Genomic DNA, 16,847 nt, shown 5'->3' with positions numbered 1-16,847 from the left:
TGAAGCACCTACAACAAAAAAGTATTTCCACTCCAATCGGGTTTAAAGAACTTAAAACTGTACAAAAAACTTAAAAGAAACCCAGCACCTGCAAAAAGAAACCTAATACCTGCACCGCTTAACCTATCAACTGCACAGCTTGACTTGTCAACTGCACTGCTTGACCTATCAACTGCACTGCTTGACCTTTCAACTGCACCGCTTAATCTTTCAACTGCTCAGCTTAATCTTTCAACTGCACTGCTTAACCTATCAACTGCACTGCTTAACCTAGCAACTAGAACTAGTTTTCCATCCTGCAACCTTCCCAAAACCACAGTCCATCCCTAAGTACGCCATCCGGCCTTGTAGCATCCCGAAGGAGAAAGCATTAAACCGAGTGGTTTTTCACCACGAGCTCAAACAAACAATTTAAAAACAATAAACCAACTTGTTTAAACTTCCCCCACAAACTTTCAAAAACCACTTCCAAAACAATGAGACTTTCGATCCTTCATCGAACCTGCTGCTTATTGCCAAAAAAGTTTTAATAGCTTAATCCGAGAACCACGATTGCTCTTGAGGACAAAAAACAATATATGCTACCGAAAAAATGATACTAAGCCTTGATCTTTTGTTTCTTTTCTATCAAGAGATACTGCGAAGCATTCTTGAATACCCCTAAAATAAACACTCATGAAAAACGAAAGAGCCATCGGTGGCGGCGAACCGAAAACATCAAGAGAAAAGAAAGATTGCTTTCCCGAGCAGTCGTGACAGGTCGTTACTAGCAAAGACCAACCTTAAAACAAACAAGGTCATAGTGAGCTAAAAAACTCCTTATCTCAAAAGAAAAAATCGTAAATTCGAAACCAAATAAAACACAATATGAATCACTGGCTAGTCAAATCAGAACCTATAAAATACAGTTGGGAAAAATTTAATAAAGACGGACGTACCTTTTGGGATGGCGTTCGTAATTACCAAGCCCGCAACAATCTCAGAGAGATGAAAGAAGGTGATTTAGTACTTTTTTATCACAGTAATGATGGTAAAAATGTAGTCGGAATAGCCAAAGTCGTAAAAGAATTTTATCAAGACCCAACAACCAGCGATCCAAATTGGGTAGTGGTAGATTTAGCTCCAGTGCAATCCCTAGCTAAACCAGTTTCACTAGAGCAAATCAAAGCAGAAGAAAGCTTAAAAGATATTTCCTTAGTCAGACAAGGTCGATTATCGGTTATGCCACTAAAAGCAACAGAATTTGATAAAATTTTAGAAATGGGGAGTTAATGAAATCTCTTTTATTACTTCTTTTATTTTCGATTTTCTTTACCACAGTCAACGCTCAATCTAAAGATTTTGAAATTAAAGTCGTTTCAAAAAAATACCAAACCGTAAAAGGTTTACTTCAAAAAGTTTCACCAGAAGGTATAGGAGTTGAAGATTATAAAGGCAATTACCTCACCTTTAGGCCAAGTGAAATAACAAGGATAAAGATTAGAAAACGAGGGTTAACTATCGGCGAAGCCACATTAAGCGGCGGAGCAGCAGGTTTAGGCTTAGGTGCAACTATTTGGTCATTAGATAGTGAAGGAAATTCGACTAAAGAAATGCTGGTATTAACATCACTTTTAACAGCAACGGGAGTTGTTGCAGGAACAATTACCGGAGTAATTTCTGAAATTGCAAATACTAAATTTACACTTATCGTAAATGAAAGCGAAGAAAACTATAAAGCGGGTTATAAACAACTAGAAAAGTACGTGAACCTAGTTATTACCGAACATGTTAATCCTTAAAAAACAACGCTTTTAATTCATTAGCATCATTAGCATCCATTTTTCCGCCTAAAATTAAGCGCAATTGCCTGCGACGCAAAGCACCTTCAAAAAGCTCTACTTCTTCCTCAGTTTCTGGTTTTAACTCAGGCACAGGAATGGTTCTGCCACTCTGATCTACCGCTACAAAAGTATAGTAAGCCTCATTAGATTTTGCTCTAGTTCCAGATGGGATATTCTCTGCCCAAACATCTAAGCGAACCTCCACCGATGTGTTAAAAGAACGAGTAACCTTAGCCTCAATTGTAATTACATCACCCAATTTAATAGCATGTTTAAACGAAACATTATCTACAGATGCAGTAACCACAATTCTATTGCAATGTTTTTGAGCAGAAATAGCAGCAGCAATATCCATCCAATGCAATAAACGCCCACCCATTAAATTATTTAACGTATTGGTATCATTAGGTAACACCAATTCATTCATTATCGTATGGGAATTTTTCGGACTTTTAGCTTTTGTACTCATAATAGGGGCGAAAATAAGGAAAATTAGCTGGTTTTTTATTAAAATACGCGTCATGCTGAATTTATTTCAGCATCTTTCTGGTATAAAGCTCTTGAATAAATTCAGCATAACTAATTAGAGTTTCTGTAATAACTTAATTAAAAATCAAACATATATGTTAATTTACAGTTATAGTAATTCATAAAAACACACTATGCAAAATCAAACGCTCATTCAATACTTTCATTGGTATTATAATGAAAAAGATAATTTATGGACCAAAGCAAAAAATGAAGCAGCTAATTTGTCAGAAATGGGTTTTACAGCTGTTTGGTTGCCGCCAGCCTATAAAGGTAGCTCAGGCGGCTATTCCATAGGTTACGATGCGTATGATTTATACGATTTAGGTGAGTTTGATCAAAAAAACAGTATTGATACCAAATACGGGAACAAAGACCAATATATAGCGGCCATTAATGCTTTACATGCTAACAACATTAGTGTATTGGCTGATACCGTTTTTAACCACAAAGCTGGTGGCGATGAGCTGGAAAAAGTGAAGGTTAAAAAGGTAAACCCGTTAAACAGAAACGAATTTATATCTGATGAGTTTGAAATAGAAGCTTGGACAAAATTTACGTTTCCGGGCAGGCAGGGTAAATACTCAGCCTTTCTTTGGGATTACCAGTGTTTTAGCGGTGTAGATTGGGCGCAAGATATAAACGAATCAGCCATTTTCGAAATTCAAAATGGGTATGGCGAAAGTTGGGAAAAAGTAGCAGGCACAGAATTAGGTAATTATGATTATTTAATGTTTGATGATATAGATTTTAGAAATCCATCTGTAAAACAAGAACTCATTAATTGGGGTAAATGGTATCACGAAACGTGTAAAATAGATGGGTTTAGGCTAGATGCGGTTAAACATATTTCGCCAGAATTTGTAATCGAGTGGTTAGATGAATTGAAGAAAGAGTTTAATCGTGATTTTTTTGTGGTTTCGGAGAATTGGAACATTGCCAGTGCCGATGATTTAGAACATTATATAGAAATTACTGGCGGAAGAACGCAATTATTCGATTCATTACTGCATCACAATTTTTATTTAGCCTCAACAGGAGGAAAAGATTATAATATGAGCAGTATTTTTGATAATACGTTGGTTCAAAAAAATCCGGAACTGGCAGTTACTTTTGTAGATAATCATGATTCACAACCTTTACAAGCATTAGAATCATTTATAGATTTTTGGTTTCGTCCGTTGGCGTATGCTTTAATTTTATTACGAGAACAAGGTATTCCATGCGTGTTTTTTACCGATATATATGGAGCAAATTATGAGGATAAAGGCAAAACTATCGAATTAGTAGCCTTGTCAGAATTACCTCAACTCTTAAAAGCAAGACAGTATTTGGCTTATGGAGAACAACACGATTATTTAGATCATAATAATTGCATTGGCTGGACGAGAAAAGGAGATGAAGAACATCCAAACTCTGGTATTGTAGTGCTAATGAGTAATGGCGAAGAAGGTTTTAAAGCAATGGAAATGGGCAAATATTTTTCGGGTAAAACCTTTATCGATAGTTTAGAGAAACGAAAAGAAGAAGTATTAATAGACGAAAACGGTTTTGGAGAATTCTTTTGTAATGCTGGAAGTGTATCGGTTTGGACTTTAAAAGTTCAATAGCTCACTAGTTCATTTGCTCATTGGTACTAGATAGTTTGTTAAAATAGTTCAATAGCTCACTAGTTCGTTGGGATTAGGAGGTTGATAGGAGAGATTTTTTACATTTGCCACAAATGAACTAATGAACAAATGACACCAATGAACTATTTTTTAATAGAATTTACATTACTAAATCCAATCAATTCATCCCATCTGCCACCAGGTTTGCGGTAATAAACTAACACCTGATAACTGTTATCAGCTTCAAAAAAAGAACCTTCAAAAACAGTATCATCAAATTTTCCATCTTCAGTTACCCAAACATATTTAAAGTCATATAAACCTTGTTTCAGTTTAACACTTCCATAAAAACGCTTTTTAGCTAAATCGTAGTTTAATTTACTTTCATCATTCAAAATGTAATTATTAAATCGACCAACAAAATATGCATTGCCTTTTGCAGTAGGAGGTGTGGCGTTTAGCGTAAAAAGAACATTGGAGTAATCACTATCAGTAACGTTATCCCTTCCATCCTGATTACGAATAAAGAAATTTCCATTTTCATCAAACTGAGTACTATATTTCGCAATACCATTAGGTTGATCAGGAAATAAAATCACGTTTAATGTGCTATCCTTATAAAAATCTTGCACATGTTCGGCTTTGTAGCGGAAACTTCTAATATCAAATTTTCGAAATTCGTTTCCAGCCCAAAATTCATTGGTGTTTAATTCATTATAAACTAAAGAACCCTGTTTTACAAAAGTTGGTTTTGTATTTGTAATCGCAGTTTGAGGAATACCATTTTGCATAACCACCGCCTTTACATCCATGTATGGATTTTGAATTGGCATTTGATGGAATATCGTGAAATTCACCTTTTGTTTATTCAATCGAAACTCCACCTGACTGCTCGGCACAACTTCTGCACCAACATTAACCAAATTATCTACAATGTAAAATCGTTGCGTAATGATAACTTTCCGAGGATCATTATTCTCGTAAACCTTTAATAAATAATTACCCGCTAGTTTAGGTTTTATCTGATCGTTTGGCAGTGAAAACTGATAATGAGTAAATTTTTGAAGTGTATTAAAAGAATAGCGATACTTAAAAATAATATCCTCTTTAAAAGTCTCTAAATAATCTAGCTGATTAATTTTAGAAGGTTTCCAATCAAAAGTACAATGCTCAATAGTGTAATTATAGGTTTTACTACCACCTTTTAAATCATCAAATGCAAAAGTGATAGTTTCACCACTCCGCAAAGCGATGATAGGAAAAGATTGTTCCTTTTTAGTATTATAACATTCAACAGTTTTAATAGTAGGCTGATATACTTTATTATCATACACAACAACTGGGTTTTGTGCAAATGCACTAGTAGAAAGTGCTATAATAAAGAGTATCAGCCCAAATCGTTGCATGTTAAGCTTCCAATTCCATAATTTCCGATGCTAATTCTTCCCAAGTTTTTTGAGCATGATCTAACAACGTTTTCTCTGCTAAATACTTTTTATTAGTTTCATCCAACTTATACTGATTAGAAAATACTTCTTCTTTTGCTAATTCCGCTTCAACAGTTTTAATACTCAATTCAAAAGCTGCAATCTCCTCCTCAATTCTTTTCAATTTCTCGTTCAACTTTTTTAATTGTTGTTGCGCATTTGCAGTAACAGGTTCAGCCGCTTTTAGCTTTTTTTCTTCGGTTGGCCTAACGGGAATTGGTTTTGGTGTAGGAATTACCCTTTTGCTATTCCATTCTTCATATTCTGCGTACGTTCCAGGATATTCCTTGATTTTTTCTTCCTCAATAAACCAAATTTTATTGGCTACATTATCTAAGAAATACCTATCGTGAGATACAGCGATAAAAGTACCTTCATATTGTTGTAAAGCCTGAATTAAGATATTTACCGATTGAATATCCAAGTGATTGGTAGGTTCATCCAAAATCAAGAAATTCGAATCAGTTGTTAACGATTTCGCTAAAGCAACTCTCGATTTTTCTCCCCCAGATAACACTTTAATTTTCTTGAAAACATCATCGCCCGTAAACAAGAAACAGCCCAAAATAGAACGTAATTCTGTATCTGTATGTTTAGGAGCAAATGCTTGTAATTCTTCTAAAATTGTATTGCCAAGATGCAACGATTCTAACTGATGTTGTGCAAAGAAAGTGGTCGTAACATTATGGCCAGTTTCGCAAGAACCTTGAAATTTCTCAGTTCCAGCAATCATTCTTAATAATGTAGATTTACCTTTACCGTTAGCACCAATTAAGGCAATTTTATCACCTTTTTCAATCAATGCTTCAGCATCATCTAAAATATCAATGTTAGGATAACTTTTAGTCGCATGCTCAATCCTAATTACGTGTCTGCCCGAAGGTTTTGAGAATTTAAAACTGAAATTTACAGTCGGATTATCATCATCAACATCCTCCACACGCTCCATTTTATCCAATGCTTTCATCCGCGATTGAGCCATTTTAGCTTTACTCGCTTTAGCTTTAAAACGTTCAATTAAACGTTCTTCTTGCTTAATTTTAGCCTGTTGGTTTTTAAATTCGCCTTTTTGAATTTCACCACGTAGCGACTTCTCTTCTACATAAAAAGAATAATTACCAGCATAAACCGTCAACTTTCCTTTTCTAGATTCGACTGTTTTACGCACAATTTTATCTAAGAAATACCTATCGTGGGATACAATTACAATCGCACCTTCAAAACTGCCCAAATAAGTTTCTAACCACTTAATAGACGGTAAATCCATGTGATTGGTAGGTTCATCCAGCAATAAAATATCAGGAGTTTGTAATAGAATTTTAGCCAACATTACACGCATCCGCCATCCACCAGAAAAGGTATTTAGTGGGCGATGTTGATCTTCGGTACTAAAACCTAAACCAGCTAAAATCTCATTTGCACGATATTCAATATTATACCCATCTAAAGCCTCAAATTCTTGTTGTTTGTCGCTTAGTTTATATAAAACATCTTCACTGTAATCAGTTTCAATCTTTTTTAATAATTCTTCAATCTCATCATGTAATTGATTTTGGCGCTCAAAGGCCTCCATTGCCACATGTAAAATAGTGTGATGCGAATCGTATGACAATAAATCTTGGTTCAAATAACCAATTTTTATATCTTTCGCCATCGATATGCTACCCGAAGACGGCGCATATTCTCCAACAATTATTTTAAGTAAAGTAGACTTTCCAGTGCCGTTTGCACCAATTAGTCCAACTCTATCGCCTGGTTTAATGTGCCAGTTCGCTTCGTCGTATAAGGCTCTCGAGCCAATTAGGAAGGTTAAGTCGTTTATAGAAATCATTTCGGGTGCAAAAATACGATTTTTTAAGGGCGTTTTCAAGTGTAAGTTTTTGAAAAAGAAGGGCAGTAGATTATGGCAAAATCAGCCCCGTTTTACACTACAATCTTTTTGTGCCCTTCGACTACGCTCAGGATGACAAAAAGGATTTCCGTTTCAATCGGGTTTAAATAACAAAAGCTTTTACAACTATTAAAATATGTGTGACTGAAGTCCTTGTAAATCTTTATAAATCGTCGGCTTCAGCTAACAGAATAAAAAAATATGCAATTTGGCTTTACCCAAATATTTCTGATAAAATTTGCAATTCTAAATTTAATCTATACCTTTGTACTGTAATAAAAATAATTACAGAATGAATAACGGAAGATTTGCCATCGCTTTGCATATTTTAACCCTGCTAGATAAGGCTAATGGAGAATTATTGTCTTCAGAATATTTAGCTGGCAGTATCAATATTAATCCAGCAATGGTGCGTAAAGAGTTAATTAATTTGCGTAATAATGGTTTTGTTCAAAGTAAAGAAGGAAAAAACGGCGGATCATCCTTAGCCATTTCTGCTAACGAAATTGCACTTGGTGCAGTTTACCAAAGTGTAAAGCAAACTGCGCTTTTAGGAAGCCAAAAAAATACACCTAATCCAAAATGTCCCGTTGGGGAAAACATTAATGAACACTTAAACAATTTATATAACGATACAGAATTAGTTCTAATTGAGCAGTTAAGCAAACAAAACTTAGCAGATTTTAGTAGTAAGTTCAATTAAACTTTTTTTGATTAAAACTGTAATAAAATTAGTTACAATTTAAAAAAAATAAACAATATGAAAATAGCATTAGTAGGCGCCACAGGATTTGTAGGTAAAGCCATTTTAAACGAATTATTAACCAGAGGAAATGAAGTAATTGCCATTGCTCGTAACGTAGACAAAATTGAAGGTAATGATGAAAAATTAGTTAAAAAAGCTGTCGATGTTTTTGAAACTGAAAAATTAACTGAAGCTTTAAAAGGAGCAGATGTTGCGGTTAGTGCTTACAACGGTGGTTGGACTAACCCAAATATTTATAATGATGTTATTAATGGATCAACTTCAATTCAAACAGCTGTTGCAGCATCTGGCGTAAAAAGATTTATATATATCGGCGGTGCTGGTACTTTACAAATAGATGGTAACCAATTAGTTGATGGACCACAATTTCCAGCAGAATATTATCCAGCTGCGTCTGCGGTTAGAAATTACTTCAATATTTTAAAACAAGAAACAGAAATAGATTGGGTATTTTTTAGTCCAGCGATAGAAATGCATCAAGGAATAATCATTGGTCGTACTGGTGAATATCGTTTAGGCAAAACTAGTCCTATTTTTAATGAAGAAGGTCGTTCAATTTTATCTGTAGAAGACTTAGCTATTGTAATTGCAGATGAGTTAGAAAATAATGCACATCACCAAGAACAATTTACAGCAGCGTATTAACTAATAAGAAACATAATATTTCTTAAGCCGAAACCTTAGTGTTTTGGCTTTTTTTTGTCGTGAATTCTAAAATATGAAAATGCTTCTTATCTTCGTTGCATGTATCGCCTCATTAAGCCCATCTTTTTTAAGTTCGACCCAGAAAACGTGCATCACTTTGTGGTAAAACGCTTAAAATGGTTTCATGATTATTTTCCATTAGGGAAAACCATTTTACGTAGCAGTTTTGACGTTCATATAAAAGGTTTAGAACGAGAAGTTTTTGGTATTAAATTTAAAAATCCGGTAGGTTTAGCGGCAGGATTTGATAAAAATGGCGAATACGTAGAGTCTTTAAGCAATTTAGGCTTTGGATTTATAGAAGTTGGAACGGTAACTCCTTTGCCTCAACCTGGTAACGATAAACCACGCATGTTTAGGTTACAAGACGATAAAGCCATCATAAATAGAATGGGCTTTAATAATAAAGGCGTTGATGTGATGGCAGAGCGTTTGCGTTTACTCAAAGAAAAAGAGCCTCAAATTGTTGTTGGTGGAAACATTGGCAAAAATAAAAATACCCCAAACGAAGACGCAGTAAGCGACTATATTAAATGTTTTGATCGTTTATTTGATGTGGTAGATTATTTTGTGGTGAATGTAAGCTCGCCAAACACACCTGGTTTAAGAGCTTTACAAGAAAAAGAGCCACTAAAAGAGTTATTAAATACTTTACAACAACGTAATCTTAAAAACGATATCTCTAGACCTATTCTACTTAAAATCGCACCAGATTTGACCAATGAACAATTGGATGATATTGTAGAAATTGTACAGGAAACAGGTATTGCTGGTGTTATCGCAACCAATACAACTATTGATAGAAACGGTTTATACACCGAAGAAAAAGTGAAAAGCGAGATGGGTGGTTTAAGCGGAAAACCTTTAACCCAACGTTCTACAGAAGTTATTCGTTATTTAGCTGAAAAATCTGGTAAATCTTTTCCAATTATAGGTGTAGGTGGAATACATTCTCCGCAAGATGCAAAAGATAAAATGGATGCTGGTGCAAGTTTAGTGCAATTGTATACTGGTTTTATTTACGAAGGACCAGGTTTGATTAAGCAAATTTGTAAAGAATTGGTTTAATTACTGGTTTATCACTTTCAATTTACTCATTACATTATTTACCATTGCATCACAATAAATGAGATTAAACTCAAAAATATCAGCTGTGGTGTACGATTTTTCTACTTCTTTCCTCAACATCGCTTTAGCTCTATTTAGTCGAACCTTAACATTTGCTTCGCTTATATTCAATATTTCTGCTGCCTCTTTTGTAGTTAGCCCATTCATTTCCCGTAAGGAAAAAACCATCCTGTAATCAATATCGAGGTGTTGCAAAGCATTTTCAATAATAGAATTCAGCTCTTTATTCATGATTATTTTATTAATATCGGATTGTTTTTGATTGGAAAATAGCGGTATTGATTGGTCGTTAATTTCATTTGCTATTTCATTTTTATAGCTAAATTTCTGTTGCTTTCTATAACAATTGTTTAACATAATCCTAACAATCCATGTTTTAAATGAAGAACGATTTTCAAATTTTGATAAGTTATTATAAGCATCAATAAAGGTGTCTTGCATTAAATCCTGCGTGTCTTCATGGCCATAGTTGTAAGATCTACCTACTTTATACAAATACGGATTATTTCTTCGGATAAGAATTTCATATAAAGGAAGTTGACCATTAAGAATTCTTTGTATGATTTCAATATCCGAATATTGTTCGAATTCTTTCATTTGTAATTAGTTATGAAATTAATTTAGCAATTCTTGTCATCGAAAATGCGCCAATAGCCATCACTAAATCTCTAACTGCAACATCTAAATAGTGACCGCTAGCTAATAAAGTTAAAGCAATTAAAGTTAACCATGCAGCAACGATTAAGCCGCCAATTGCAGGTTTTAGTAAAACGATAATGCCGGCTAAAATTTCTATAATACCTACAATCATCATAAATGAATGTGCAGATAATGGAATCATTCCTCCGAGACTTGGATTAATATATTGCTCCCAATTAGTTAATATATTGGTGAATTTATCTAGCCCTGCCACAATAGGAACGATTCCGAATGTGAATTTTAATAAATTGAATGTTGGTTTAATCTCCTGATTTAAATTGATAATTTCCATTTCTCTTTTTTTAATGTTAATAGTTAGATTTCTATTAACATAGAGTAAGTGAAAATTGGAAAGGTTACAAAACTTATTTAAACGAATTAATTTTAAACATTACAACACCATGTGGAGCTACTTTGGATGTTAGTGAGCTCGTTATTGTTTTATTTTGCTTCGTCCATAAATCCCTGACTTTTACCTTTCCCTTCTCATTAATGTCTTTTAAGTTAAGCCTGATTTCAGCTTCTACATCTTTTTTGTTAAATAGAATAACAGCTTTTGAGCCATCATTTAATTTCTTGACCCAAATCTCATGGTCGTCATCATTAATTAATCTACTGCCTTGTACGCCAGCTTTATCTTGATTAATTGCAATAACCTCCTTGTTCATAATGATCGCTTTGATTTTTGGATCCATTGCCCTTACGTCTACACTCAGCAAAAGGGGAGCAGCAATTAAACTCCAAAAACTAAATTGTGCTTTTTGCTCTTCTATGGTTTGTTCATTGTTTCGCGGATAACCAATTATTAAATTATCTGGATCGTTCCAATGACCATTTCCAGCATATGCCTCTTTCCCTATAACTTGCTGTAAATTAGTGTACCATAGTTTATAAGTCACAATTGGGTTTCTTTCTATATGTTGCACAATATCACCACCAGTACGCCACATTGTAGCCACTTTACTAGCCCAGAGGTGAGTTTCATTGCTGCCAAAAACACAAACTGCATAAAGCATTGGCCTGCCCGTTTTTTTTATGGCATTAATCATCCTCATGTTCAATTCCTGATCCGGATGCCCTTCTTTTTTGCCACAGGCATCATATTTCAAATAATCAACTCCCCATTCGGCATACGTTTTTGCATCAATTTCTTCATGATTATAGCTTCCAGGATAACCTGCACAGGTAAGGCTACCATTGGAAGAATAAATGCCAAGTTTCAGCCCTTTTTGATGTAAATAATTTGCTAAATATTTTATTCCATTCGGAAACCTAACCTTATCTGCATATTGTCTGCCTTCTTTATCTCTTTCTTTTGCCATCCAACCATCATCCAATTGAATTAAATTATAACCCGCATCACGAAGTCCGCTACTTACCATTGCATCGGCAACTTCCATAATTTGTTTTTCATTGATGTGATCAATAAAGGTATACCAGCTCATCCAGCCCATGGGTGGAGTTGGAGAAGGAGCTAATGAATTTAATTGTGCAGAAAGTGATTTGTTTTGTAGGATTAATACACTAACTAATATTAAAAATTTTAAATATGCTTTCATAAAATGAATTTACCTATTGATATTGATGCATACGCTATAGTAATAATTTAGTCCATTATTTTAAATAAATCCTCTAAGCCATTCTTTCGCTTTTTCATCATTGGTAAAACTTTTTATTGGAAGGGGTGGTTTTTTGACACTAATAAAATATTCGATAAATTTAAATAAACTTAGTTTCGAAACCATTAATTGATTTAGCTTTCTGGTTCTAAATAACCTTTTAATGCAGTGTGTACAAAGTAAGTCCAACCACCGTTGAAGCTAGTTTTTTCAAATTCAGCTCCTAAACCTGCAAAAGTTTCTAAACCAGTATGAGTTAATCTTAATAGAGTCTGATCTCCTTTGTCAAATAATTCCCAAGTTACAAATGAATTACCTGGATAATTATCATATCGCCAGCTGTAAGTTATTTTTTTACCCTCCACAACTTCGGTCACTTCACATAAATGTAAATACTGAACGCCTTCTTCTGGTCCACCAAGAAAATCAAATTTAAAACCAACCTTAGGTTTAAAATCTTCTAATTTGAAATACCAGTTTCTCATTTCGTTCACATCTGTGATTGCACTCCAAACTTTATCAATAGGAGCATTGTATGTTCTTTCAACTACAACATTTTCTGATTTCATACTATTATTTTTTAGGTTCTACTTTAGTTTTATTAGCTGATAAATAAATTTCGAGCGCATCTAGTTTATTATTCCAGAATGAACTATATTGTTCAATCCATTGGGAAACTTCTTTTAGTTTTTGAAATTTAACCTCACAAAATCGTTCTCTGCCTTCTTTTTTAATAGAGACAAGGCCACATTCTGTTAAAATTTTAATATGCTGAGAGATCGCAGGTCTACTCATCTCAAAATTTTCTGCAATTGCATTTAAGTTTAACGATTGAAACGCAATTAAGTTTATGATTTCTCTCCTTGTTGGATCAGCGATTGCCTGAAATACATCTCTTCTCATATGTAAGTGTTTGCTTACAAATTTATAAGTAAGTATTTACTTACGCAAATTTATTTTAAATTTATTTTGAAAGAAGAAAATAGGGGAGTTGATGTCAAAATATGGCGCACAAAAAAGCATCCCAAAAATAAATCTGAGATGCTTTTTAATACGTTAAAAGAAAGAAATTGACTACGCTTTAGCTTCTAATTGAGCTAATACAGCGTTGTTTTTAGCCAACTGATCAGTTTTAGATTGTTTAGAACGGCTTCCTAATTCTAGATTAGTAGCTAATTTCAACGTTTTAACTTCTAAACGAGAAACGTTTTTATTATATCTGTCTTTTCTTTTTAATCTTGTTACTGCCATGATAATGAGCTTTATTTTCTTTAATTAATATAAAATCTGAGGTCGAGAGCGGATTCGAACCGCTGTACAAGGTTTTGCAGACCTCTGCCTAGCCACTCGGCCACTCGACCTTTTAAATTCAAGGTTGCAAAAATAACAATTATATGTTAGGATACAAAGCTCAAAGCTTAAAATTTCAATTTATTTATTACCTCTGCTTAATTCGCTACAAAATATAGCGGCAGAAACAGCCACATTTAACGATTCGGCCTTGCCAATACGTGGAATTGTAACTGGAATTGTAATTTTTTCTATCAAAGCTTCGCTAATTCCATGCCCTTCATTTCCTAATAAAATTAACCCTTCTTTGCCCCAATTGGTTGTATAAATATTATTTCCATTTAATAATGCGCCAAAAATTGGAAGTTTTGTTTCAGCTAAAAAAGTGGTAAGGTTTGTATAGATTACATTTATGCGACATAAAGAACCCATTGTTGATTGTACTGTTTTGGGGTTATACGCTTCGACTGTATTTTCAGAACAGATTACATTTTTTATTCCGAACCAATCTGCTATACGGATAATTGTACCGAAGTTTCCTGGATCTTGAACATCATCCAACACTAAAGAAAAACGATTGCGCAAACTTTTAAGATCTAATTTTTGTTTAACAGGAATATGAACTAACGCTAAAATTCCTTGAGGAGTTTGTAAAGTACTAATCTTCTCTAATTCGGCGTTGTTTACTTCAAATAACTTTATATTTGCGGTGTGTTTGGGTAATGAGGGGAAGTACGTAGGGGTGTAATAAATGCTATGTAATTGATAGCTTGAGTTTATGAATTCTGTGATAGATTTTATACCTTCAATAATAAATATTCCACTTTCTTTGCGGTACTTTTTTTGATGTAGAGATTTTATAAAACTGATTTGAGATTTTGAAAGCATACAAGTATAACTATAAGCAGCAGGTACAAATTCTTACAATATTACTATTTATTCTTGTTTTTATAGCAGGATGTTCTTCAACAAAATATATTGAAAGTTATCAATCTATTGTTAAAAAAGTAAAAATAGATAGCATTGATAAAGCCTTTGAAGAACAAGCTTATAATTATGTGCAAAAGGATATTAGAGCCTCAGAAGGATTAGGAATTAATATTGGTATCTACAATATTTTTAATACTAAAAATGGTAAATACAAAACTAGTAATATAAAACCATTAGGTTCTCCACCACCAATTTTAGATAGTAATTTAGTCGAGATTTCTCGAGTTCAGATAGAAAAATACTTAAAAAGTAAAGGCTTTTTTATGGCCAAAGTAAAATCTGAAATTGAAGTAAAAGATAAGAAGGCTAAACTAAGATTTGTTGCAGAACAAGGGCCAGCTTTTTTTGTAAATAAAATCAGCTATGAAATTCCTGATTCGACAATAAAAACACTTTATCTATCAAATAAAAAATCATTTACTCATTTAAGGGAAGGAATGCAGTACGATGAAGATTCGCTGAGTTATGAACGCGAACAAATTTATCAAGTAATGCGCCAAAATGGGTATTACGATTTTGTTAGACCATATGTTAGATATGCACCGGATTCAAATCAGAATAATAGCAAAGTAAGCGTAAAACTGATTATTGATAATCCAATTGATAGCAGTTTAAAACATAAAGTATATACCATTGGCGAAACGAATATTATTATTGCGCCAAATTCTGATGGTTTTACAGATTCATTAAAATTAAACGATAGATCTTTTAGAGGTATCCGATATACTGATCTTTCGAAAAGATTTAGAAGAAATCCAATTACTCGCTACGATTTTATTAGAGAAGGCGAAATATATGATATTAGAAAAGAAACTTTAACGTATGATCGATTATATGAGCTTAACGTATTTAAAAACGTTAAAATAGATTACACAAAAGCAAAAGATAGTAGCAACAAAGTTGAGCCGGTTATTATGCTTATTCCACAAAAAAGAATGAGTAATCGTATTGAGGGCGAGATTCCATTTAATAGCGGTACAGTCGGATTTACATTAAGTAATACCTACACAAACAATAATTTTTTAAGAGGAGCTGAAAAATTTCAATTTCAAGTTAAGGGTGGATTACAATCTAGAATTGGAAGTGGTCAATCAATATTTAGAGATATTTATCAACGAGATTTTTCTGTGAGTGCTAGCTTAACCGTACCACGATTAATGGTGCCATTTGCCATCCCCATGATGGGTAAAAATGGAATGCCATACACTACATTTTCTTCAAGTTATTTGTATGCATTACAGAAAGATATTACTGTACGTAGAATATTTATTAACTCTATTAGTTACGATTGGGTAGAAACAAAATCAAAATTACACTCACTTACACCGCTTAATTTCGAGTATCGTTTTGGTAGTGTTTTAATAGATACATTGGATAAAAGTGATATAGATAAGTACAATAGCAATAAAGAAATTTTCGAAAAAAACTCTTATAACATTAAATTACTTGGACGTAAAGATTTTACACTTGGAGTTAAATATGCTTATTCTTTAAATGCTGATAAACTATTAGAAAATAGGTCTTTTATCTATTTTAAGGGTAATATTGATCTTGCTGGTAACCTTTTACAATTAGCGTCTAGTATTTCTGGTAATAAGCACGATCCAAAAAATGGGGATTATGCAACAATATTCGGATTGCCATTTAACCAATATGTTAGACCAGAAGTGGATATCCGTTGGTACAAAAAATTAGGGGGTGATAAACAATTTATTGCCAGAATAAATGGGGGAGTTGGTTATGCCTATGGAAATTCAATTGCTATTCCTTTCGAGAAATTATTTTATGCAGGAGGTTCGAGCGGTGTACGTGCTTGGCAAGCAAGAACTTTAGGGCCGGGTAATTATAATAGAGAAGTAATTACGAGTGTGGAGGCCAGAAACTCTTCTTATGGTATAGATCAGCTTGGGCAAATGCGTATAGAGGCCAATTTGGAGTACAGATATATGCTGATTAGTAAACTGTTTGGAGGAAAATTAAAAGGTGCAACTTTTATAGATATGGGTAATGTTTGGAATATCTCGGCAGGCAATCCTCAGCCAGAAACGTATTTTAAAATTAAAGAATTAGGCAAACAAATTGCCATTGGTGCAGGTATGGGTTTTAGATACGATGTGCAATTCTTCGTTTTCAGATTTGATTTAGGACTAAAAGTGAAGGATCCTCAGTTTAAAGGTTCGGAACAATGGGTAATTAGTAAATTTTTAAATGGCGCTAGTGATTTTAAAAACAATTATTACCTCACTCATAATCCAGATCGTTACCGTTTTATGCAATATAATTTTGGTATCGGAATGCCTTTCTAAGAAAA

18 protein-coding genes and 1 tRNA gene are annotated in these 16,847 nt (G+C 33.6%); 7 read left to right on the top strand and 12 right to left on the bottom strand.

Going from position 1 to position 16,847, the window contains the following annotated elements:
- The first annotated feature begins 867 nt into the window (after positions 1-867).
- Both GM921_RS08180 and GM921_RS08175 read left to right on the top strand, forming a co-directional pair.
- A complete protein-coding gene (locus GM921_RS08180) occupies positions 868-1,272 on the top strand; it encodes an EVE domain-containing protein (protein WP_182922104.1) in 405 nt (134 codons plus the stop codon).
- Positions 1,272-1,781 carry a hypothetical protein gene (locus GM921_RS08175; RefSeq protein ID WP_182922103.1) on the top strand — a complete coding sequence of 170 codons (510 nt, stop codon included), beginning with the start codon at positions 1,272-1,274 and terminating at the stop codon, positions 1,779-1,781. Before GM921_RS08180 ends, GM921_RS08175 begins: the two co-directional genes overlap by 1 nt.
- Here the strand turns inward: GM921_RS08175 and GM921_RS08170 are convergent.
- Entirely contained in the window at positions 1,771-2,292 is a 522-nt protein-coding gene (locus GM921_RS08170) for an acyl-CoA thioesterase (RefSeq protein ID WP_182922102.1), read from the bottom strand. The two genes, GM921_RS08175 and GM921_RS08170, sit on opposite strands and share 11 nt — an antisense overlap.
- Positions 2,293-2,485: 193 nt before the next feature.
- Here GM921_RS08170 and GM921_RS08165 point away from each other — a divergent pair, with 193 nt between their 5' ends.
- Positions 2,486-3,961 carry an alpha-amylase gene (locus GM921_RS08165; RefSeq protein WP_182922101.1) on the top strand — a complete coding sequence of 492 codons (1,476 nt, stop codon included), beginning with the start codon at positions 2,486-2,488 and terminating at the stop codon, positions 3,959-3,961.
- Positions 3,962-4,104: 143 nt separating this feature from the next.
- On the opposite strand, the gene GM921_RS08160 is transcribed toward GM921_RS08165, so the two are convergent.
- Together GM921_RS08160 and GM921_RS08155 are read right to left on the bottom strand one after the other, a co-directional pair.
- Positions 4,105-5,367 carry a type IX secretion system plug protein gene (locus GM921_RS08160; protein WP_182922100.1) on the bottom strand — a complete coding sequence of 421 codons (1,263 nt, stop codon included), beginning with the start codon at positions 5,365-5,367 and terminating at the stop codon, positions 4,105-4,107.
- Position 5,368: 1 nt separating this feature from the next.
- Positions 5,369-7,279, bottom strand: a complete 1,911-nt coding sequence (locus GM921_RS08155) for an ABC-F family ATP-binding cassette domain-containing protein (protein WP_182922256.1) — start codon at positions 7,277-7,279, stop codon at positions 5,369-5,371.
- Between the two features lie 352 nt (positions 7,280-7,631).
- Here GM921_RS08155 and GM921_RS08150 point away from each other — a divergent pair, with 352 nt between their 5' ends.
- From GM921_RS08150 to GM921_RS08140, 3 genes are all read left to right on the top strand, one after another.
- Positions 7,632-8,042, top strand: a complete 411-nt coding sequence (locus GM921_RS08150; protein WP_182922099.1) for an Rrf2 family transcriptional regulator — start codon at positions 7,632-7,634, stop codon at positions 8,040-8,042.
- A 57-nt stretch (positions 8,043-8,099) separates the two neighbouring features.
- Positions 8,100-8,750 (top strand): NAD(P)-dependent oxidoreductase, encoded by a 651-nt coding sequence (locus GM921_RS08145; protein ID WP_182922098.1) that lies wholly within the window; start codon positions 8,100-8,102, stop codon positions 8,748-8,750.
- A gap of 99 nt (positions 8,751-8,849) precedes the next feature.
- Entirely contained in the window at positions 8,850-9,878 is a 1,029-nt protein-coding gene (locus GM921_RS08140) for a quinone-dependent dihydroorotate dehydrogenase (RefSeq protein ID WP_182922097.1), read from the top strand.
- Here GM921_RS08140 and GM921_RS08135 read toward each other — a convergent pair whose 3' ends face one another.
- The 9 genes from GM921_RS08135 to GM921_RS08100 form a co-directional block, all read right to left on the bottom strand.
- Positions 9,879-10,535, bottom strand: a complete 657-nt coding sequence (locus GM921_RS08135; protein WP_182922096.1) for a sigma-70 family RNA polymerase sigma factor — start codon at positions 10,533-10,535, stop codon at positions 9,879-9,881.
- A 10-nt stretch (positions 10,536-10,545) separates the two neighbouring features.
- The gene (locus tag GM921_RS08130; protein ID WP_182922095.1) at positions 10,546-10,929 is read right to left on the bottom strand and encodes a hypothetical protein; all 384 of its coding nucleotides are present in this window, start codon (positions 10,927-10,929) and stop codon (positions 10,546-10,548) included.
- A gap of 73 nt (positions 10,930-11,002) precedes the next feature.
- A complete protein-coding gene (locus GM921_RS08125) occupies positions 11,003-12,196 on the bottom strand; it encodes a glycoside hydrolase family 27 protein (RefSeq protein WP_182922094.1) in 1,194 nt (397 codons plus the stop codon).
- A gap of 60 nt (positions 12,197-12,256) precedes the next feature.
- Positions 12,257-12,382 carry a DUF7793 family protein gene (locus GM921_RS17635; RefSeq protein ID WP_449415947.1) on the bottom strand — a complete coding sequence of 42 codons (126 nt, stop codon included), beginning with the start codon at positions 12,380-12,382 and terminating at the stop codon, positions 12,257-12,259.
- Positions 12,383-12,390: 8 nt separating this feature from the next.
- A complete protein-coding gene (locus GM921_RS08120) occupies positions 12,391-12,825 on the bottom strand; it encodes an SRPBCC family protein (RefSeq protein WP_182922093.1) in 435 nt (144 codons plus the stop codon).
- A gap of 4 nt (positions 12,826-12,829) precedes the next feature.
- Positions 12,830-13,159, bottom strand: coding sequence for an ArsR/SmtB family transcription factor (locus GM921_RS08115; protein ID WP_182922092.1), 330 nt, complete (start codon positions 13,157-13,159; stop codon positions 12,830-12,832).
- Positions 13,160-13,330: 171 nt separating this feature from the next.
- Entirely contained in the window at positions 13,331-13,507 is a 177-nt protein-coding gene (locus tag GM921_RS08110; protein WP_182922091.1) for a spore protein, read from the bottom strand.
- A gap of 39 nt (positions 13,508-13,546) precedes the next feature.
- Positions 13,547-13,617, bottom strand: a tRNA-Cys gene (locus GM921_RS08105).
- Positions 13,618-13,687: 70 nt separating this feature from the next.
- Positions 13,688-14,434 carry a TrmH family RNA methyltransferase gene (locus GM921_RS08100; protein WP_182922090.1) on the bottom strand — a complete coding sequence of 249 codons (747 nt, stop codon included), beginning with the start codon at positions 14,432-14,434 and terminating at the stop codon, positions 13,688-13,690.
- Here GM921_RS08100 and tamL point away from each other — a divergent pair.
- Positions 14,425-16,842: a translocation and assembly module lipoprotein TamL gene (tamL, locus tag GM921_RS08095; protein WP_182922089.1), complete on the top strand. Its 2,418-nt coding sequence runs from the start codon at positions 14,425-14,427 to the stop codon at positions 16,840-16,842. The two genes, GM921_RS08100 and tamL, sit on opposite strands and share 10 nt — an antisense overlap.
- The last annotated feature ends 5 nt before the right edge of the window (positions 16,843-16,847 follow it).

Origin of the sequence: Pedobacter planticolens (assembly GCF_014172375.1) — a bacterium.
In the GTDB taxonomy this organism is placed as follows: domain Bacteria; phylum Bacteroidota; class Bacteroidia; order Sphingobacteriales; family Sphingobacteriaceae; genus Pedobacter; species Pedobacter planticolens.
This window is presented reverse-complemented; position numbering and strand designations above follow the sequence as displayed.

Excerpts from the sequence above, each read along its gene's own strand:
- GM921_RS08180 (WP_182922104.1), top strand. The coding sequence starts at position 868 with ATGAATCACTGGCTAGTCAAATCAGAACCTATAAAATACAGTTGGGAA.
- GM921_RS08175 (WP_182922103.1), top strand. The coding sequence starts at position 1,272 with ATGAAATCTCTTTTATTACTTCTTTTATTTTCGATTTTCTTTACCACA.
- GM921_RS08170 (WP_182922102.1), bottom strand. The coding sequence starts at position 2,292 with ATGAGTACAAAAGCTAAAAGTCCGAAAAATTCCCATACGATAATGAAT.
- GM921_RS08165 (WP_182922101.1), top strand. The coding sequence starts at position 2,486 with ATGCAAAATCAAACGCTCATTCAATACTTTCATTGGTATTATAATGAA.
- GM921_RS08160 (WP_182922100.1), bottom strand. The coding sequence starts at position 5,367 with ATGCAACGATTTGGGCTGATACTCTTTATTATAGCACTTTCTACTAGT.
- GM921_RS08155 (WP_182922256.1), bottom strand. The coding sequence starts at position 7,279 with ATGATTTCTATAAACGACTTAACCTTCCTAATTGGCTCGAGAGCCTTA.
- GM921_RS08150 (WP_182922099.1), top strand. The coding sequence starts at position 7,632 with ATGAATAACGGAAGATTTGCCATCGCTTTGCATATTTTAACCCTGCTA.
- GM921_RS08145 (WP_182922098.1), top strand. The coding sequence starts at position 8,100 with ATGAAAATAGCATTAGTAGGCGCCACAGGATTTGTAGGTAAAGCCATT.
- GM921_RS08140 (WP_182922097.1), top strand. The coding sequence starts at position 8,850 with ATGTATCGCCTCATTAAGCCCATCTTTTTTAAGTTCGACCCAGAAAAC.
- GM921_RS08135 (WP_182922096.1), bottom strand. The coding sequence starts at position 10,535 with ATGAAAGAATTCGAACAATATTCGGATATTGAAATCATACAAAGAATT.
- GM921_RS08130 (WP_182922095.1), bottom strand. The coding sequence starts at position 10,929 with ATGGAAATTATCAATTTAAATCAGGAGATTAAACCAACATTCAATTTA.
- GM921_RS08125 (WP_182922094.1), bottom strand. The coding sequence starts at position 12,196 with ATGAAAGCATATTTAAAATTTTTAATATTAGTTAGTGTATTAATCCTA.
- GM921_RS17635 (WP_449415947.1), bottom strand. The coding sequence starts at position 12,382 with ATGGTTTCGAAACTAAGTTTATTTAAATTTATCGAATATTTTATTAGT.
- GM921_RS08120 (WP_182922093.1), bottom strand. The coding sequence starts at position 12,825 with ATGAAATCAGAAAATGTTGTAGTTGAAAGAACATACAATGCTCCTATT.
- GM921_RS08115 (WP_182922092.1), bottom strand. The coding sequence starts at position 13,159 with ATGAGAAGAGATGTATTTCAGGCAATCGCTGATCCAACAAGGAGAGAA.
- GM921_RS08110 (WP_182922091.1), bottom strand. The coding sequence starts at position 13,507 with ATGGCAGTAACAAGATTAAAAAGAAAAGACAGATATAATAAAAACGTT.
- GM921_RS08100 (WP_182922090.1), bottom strand. The coding sequence starts at position 14,434 with ATGCTTTCAAAATCTCAAATCAGTTTTATAAAATCTCTACATCAAAAA.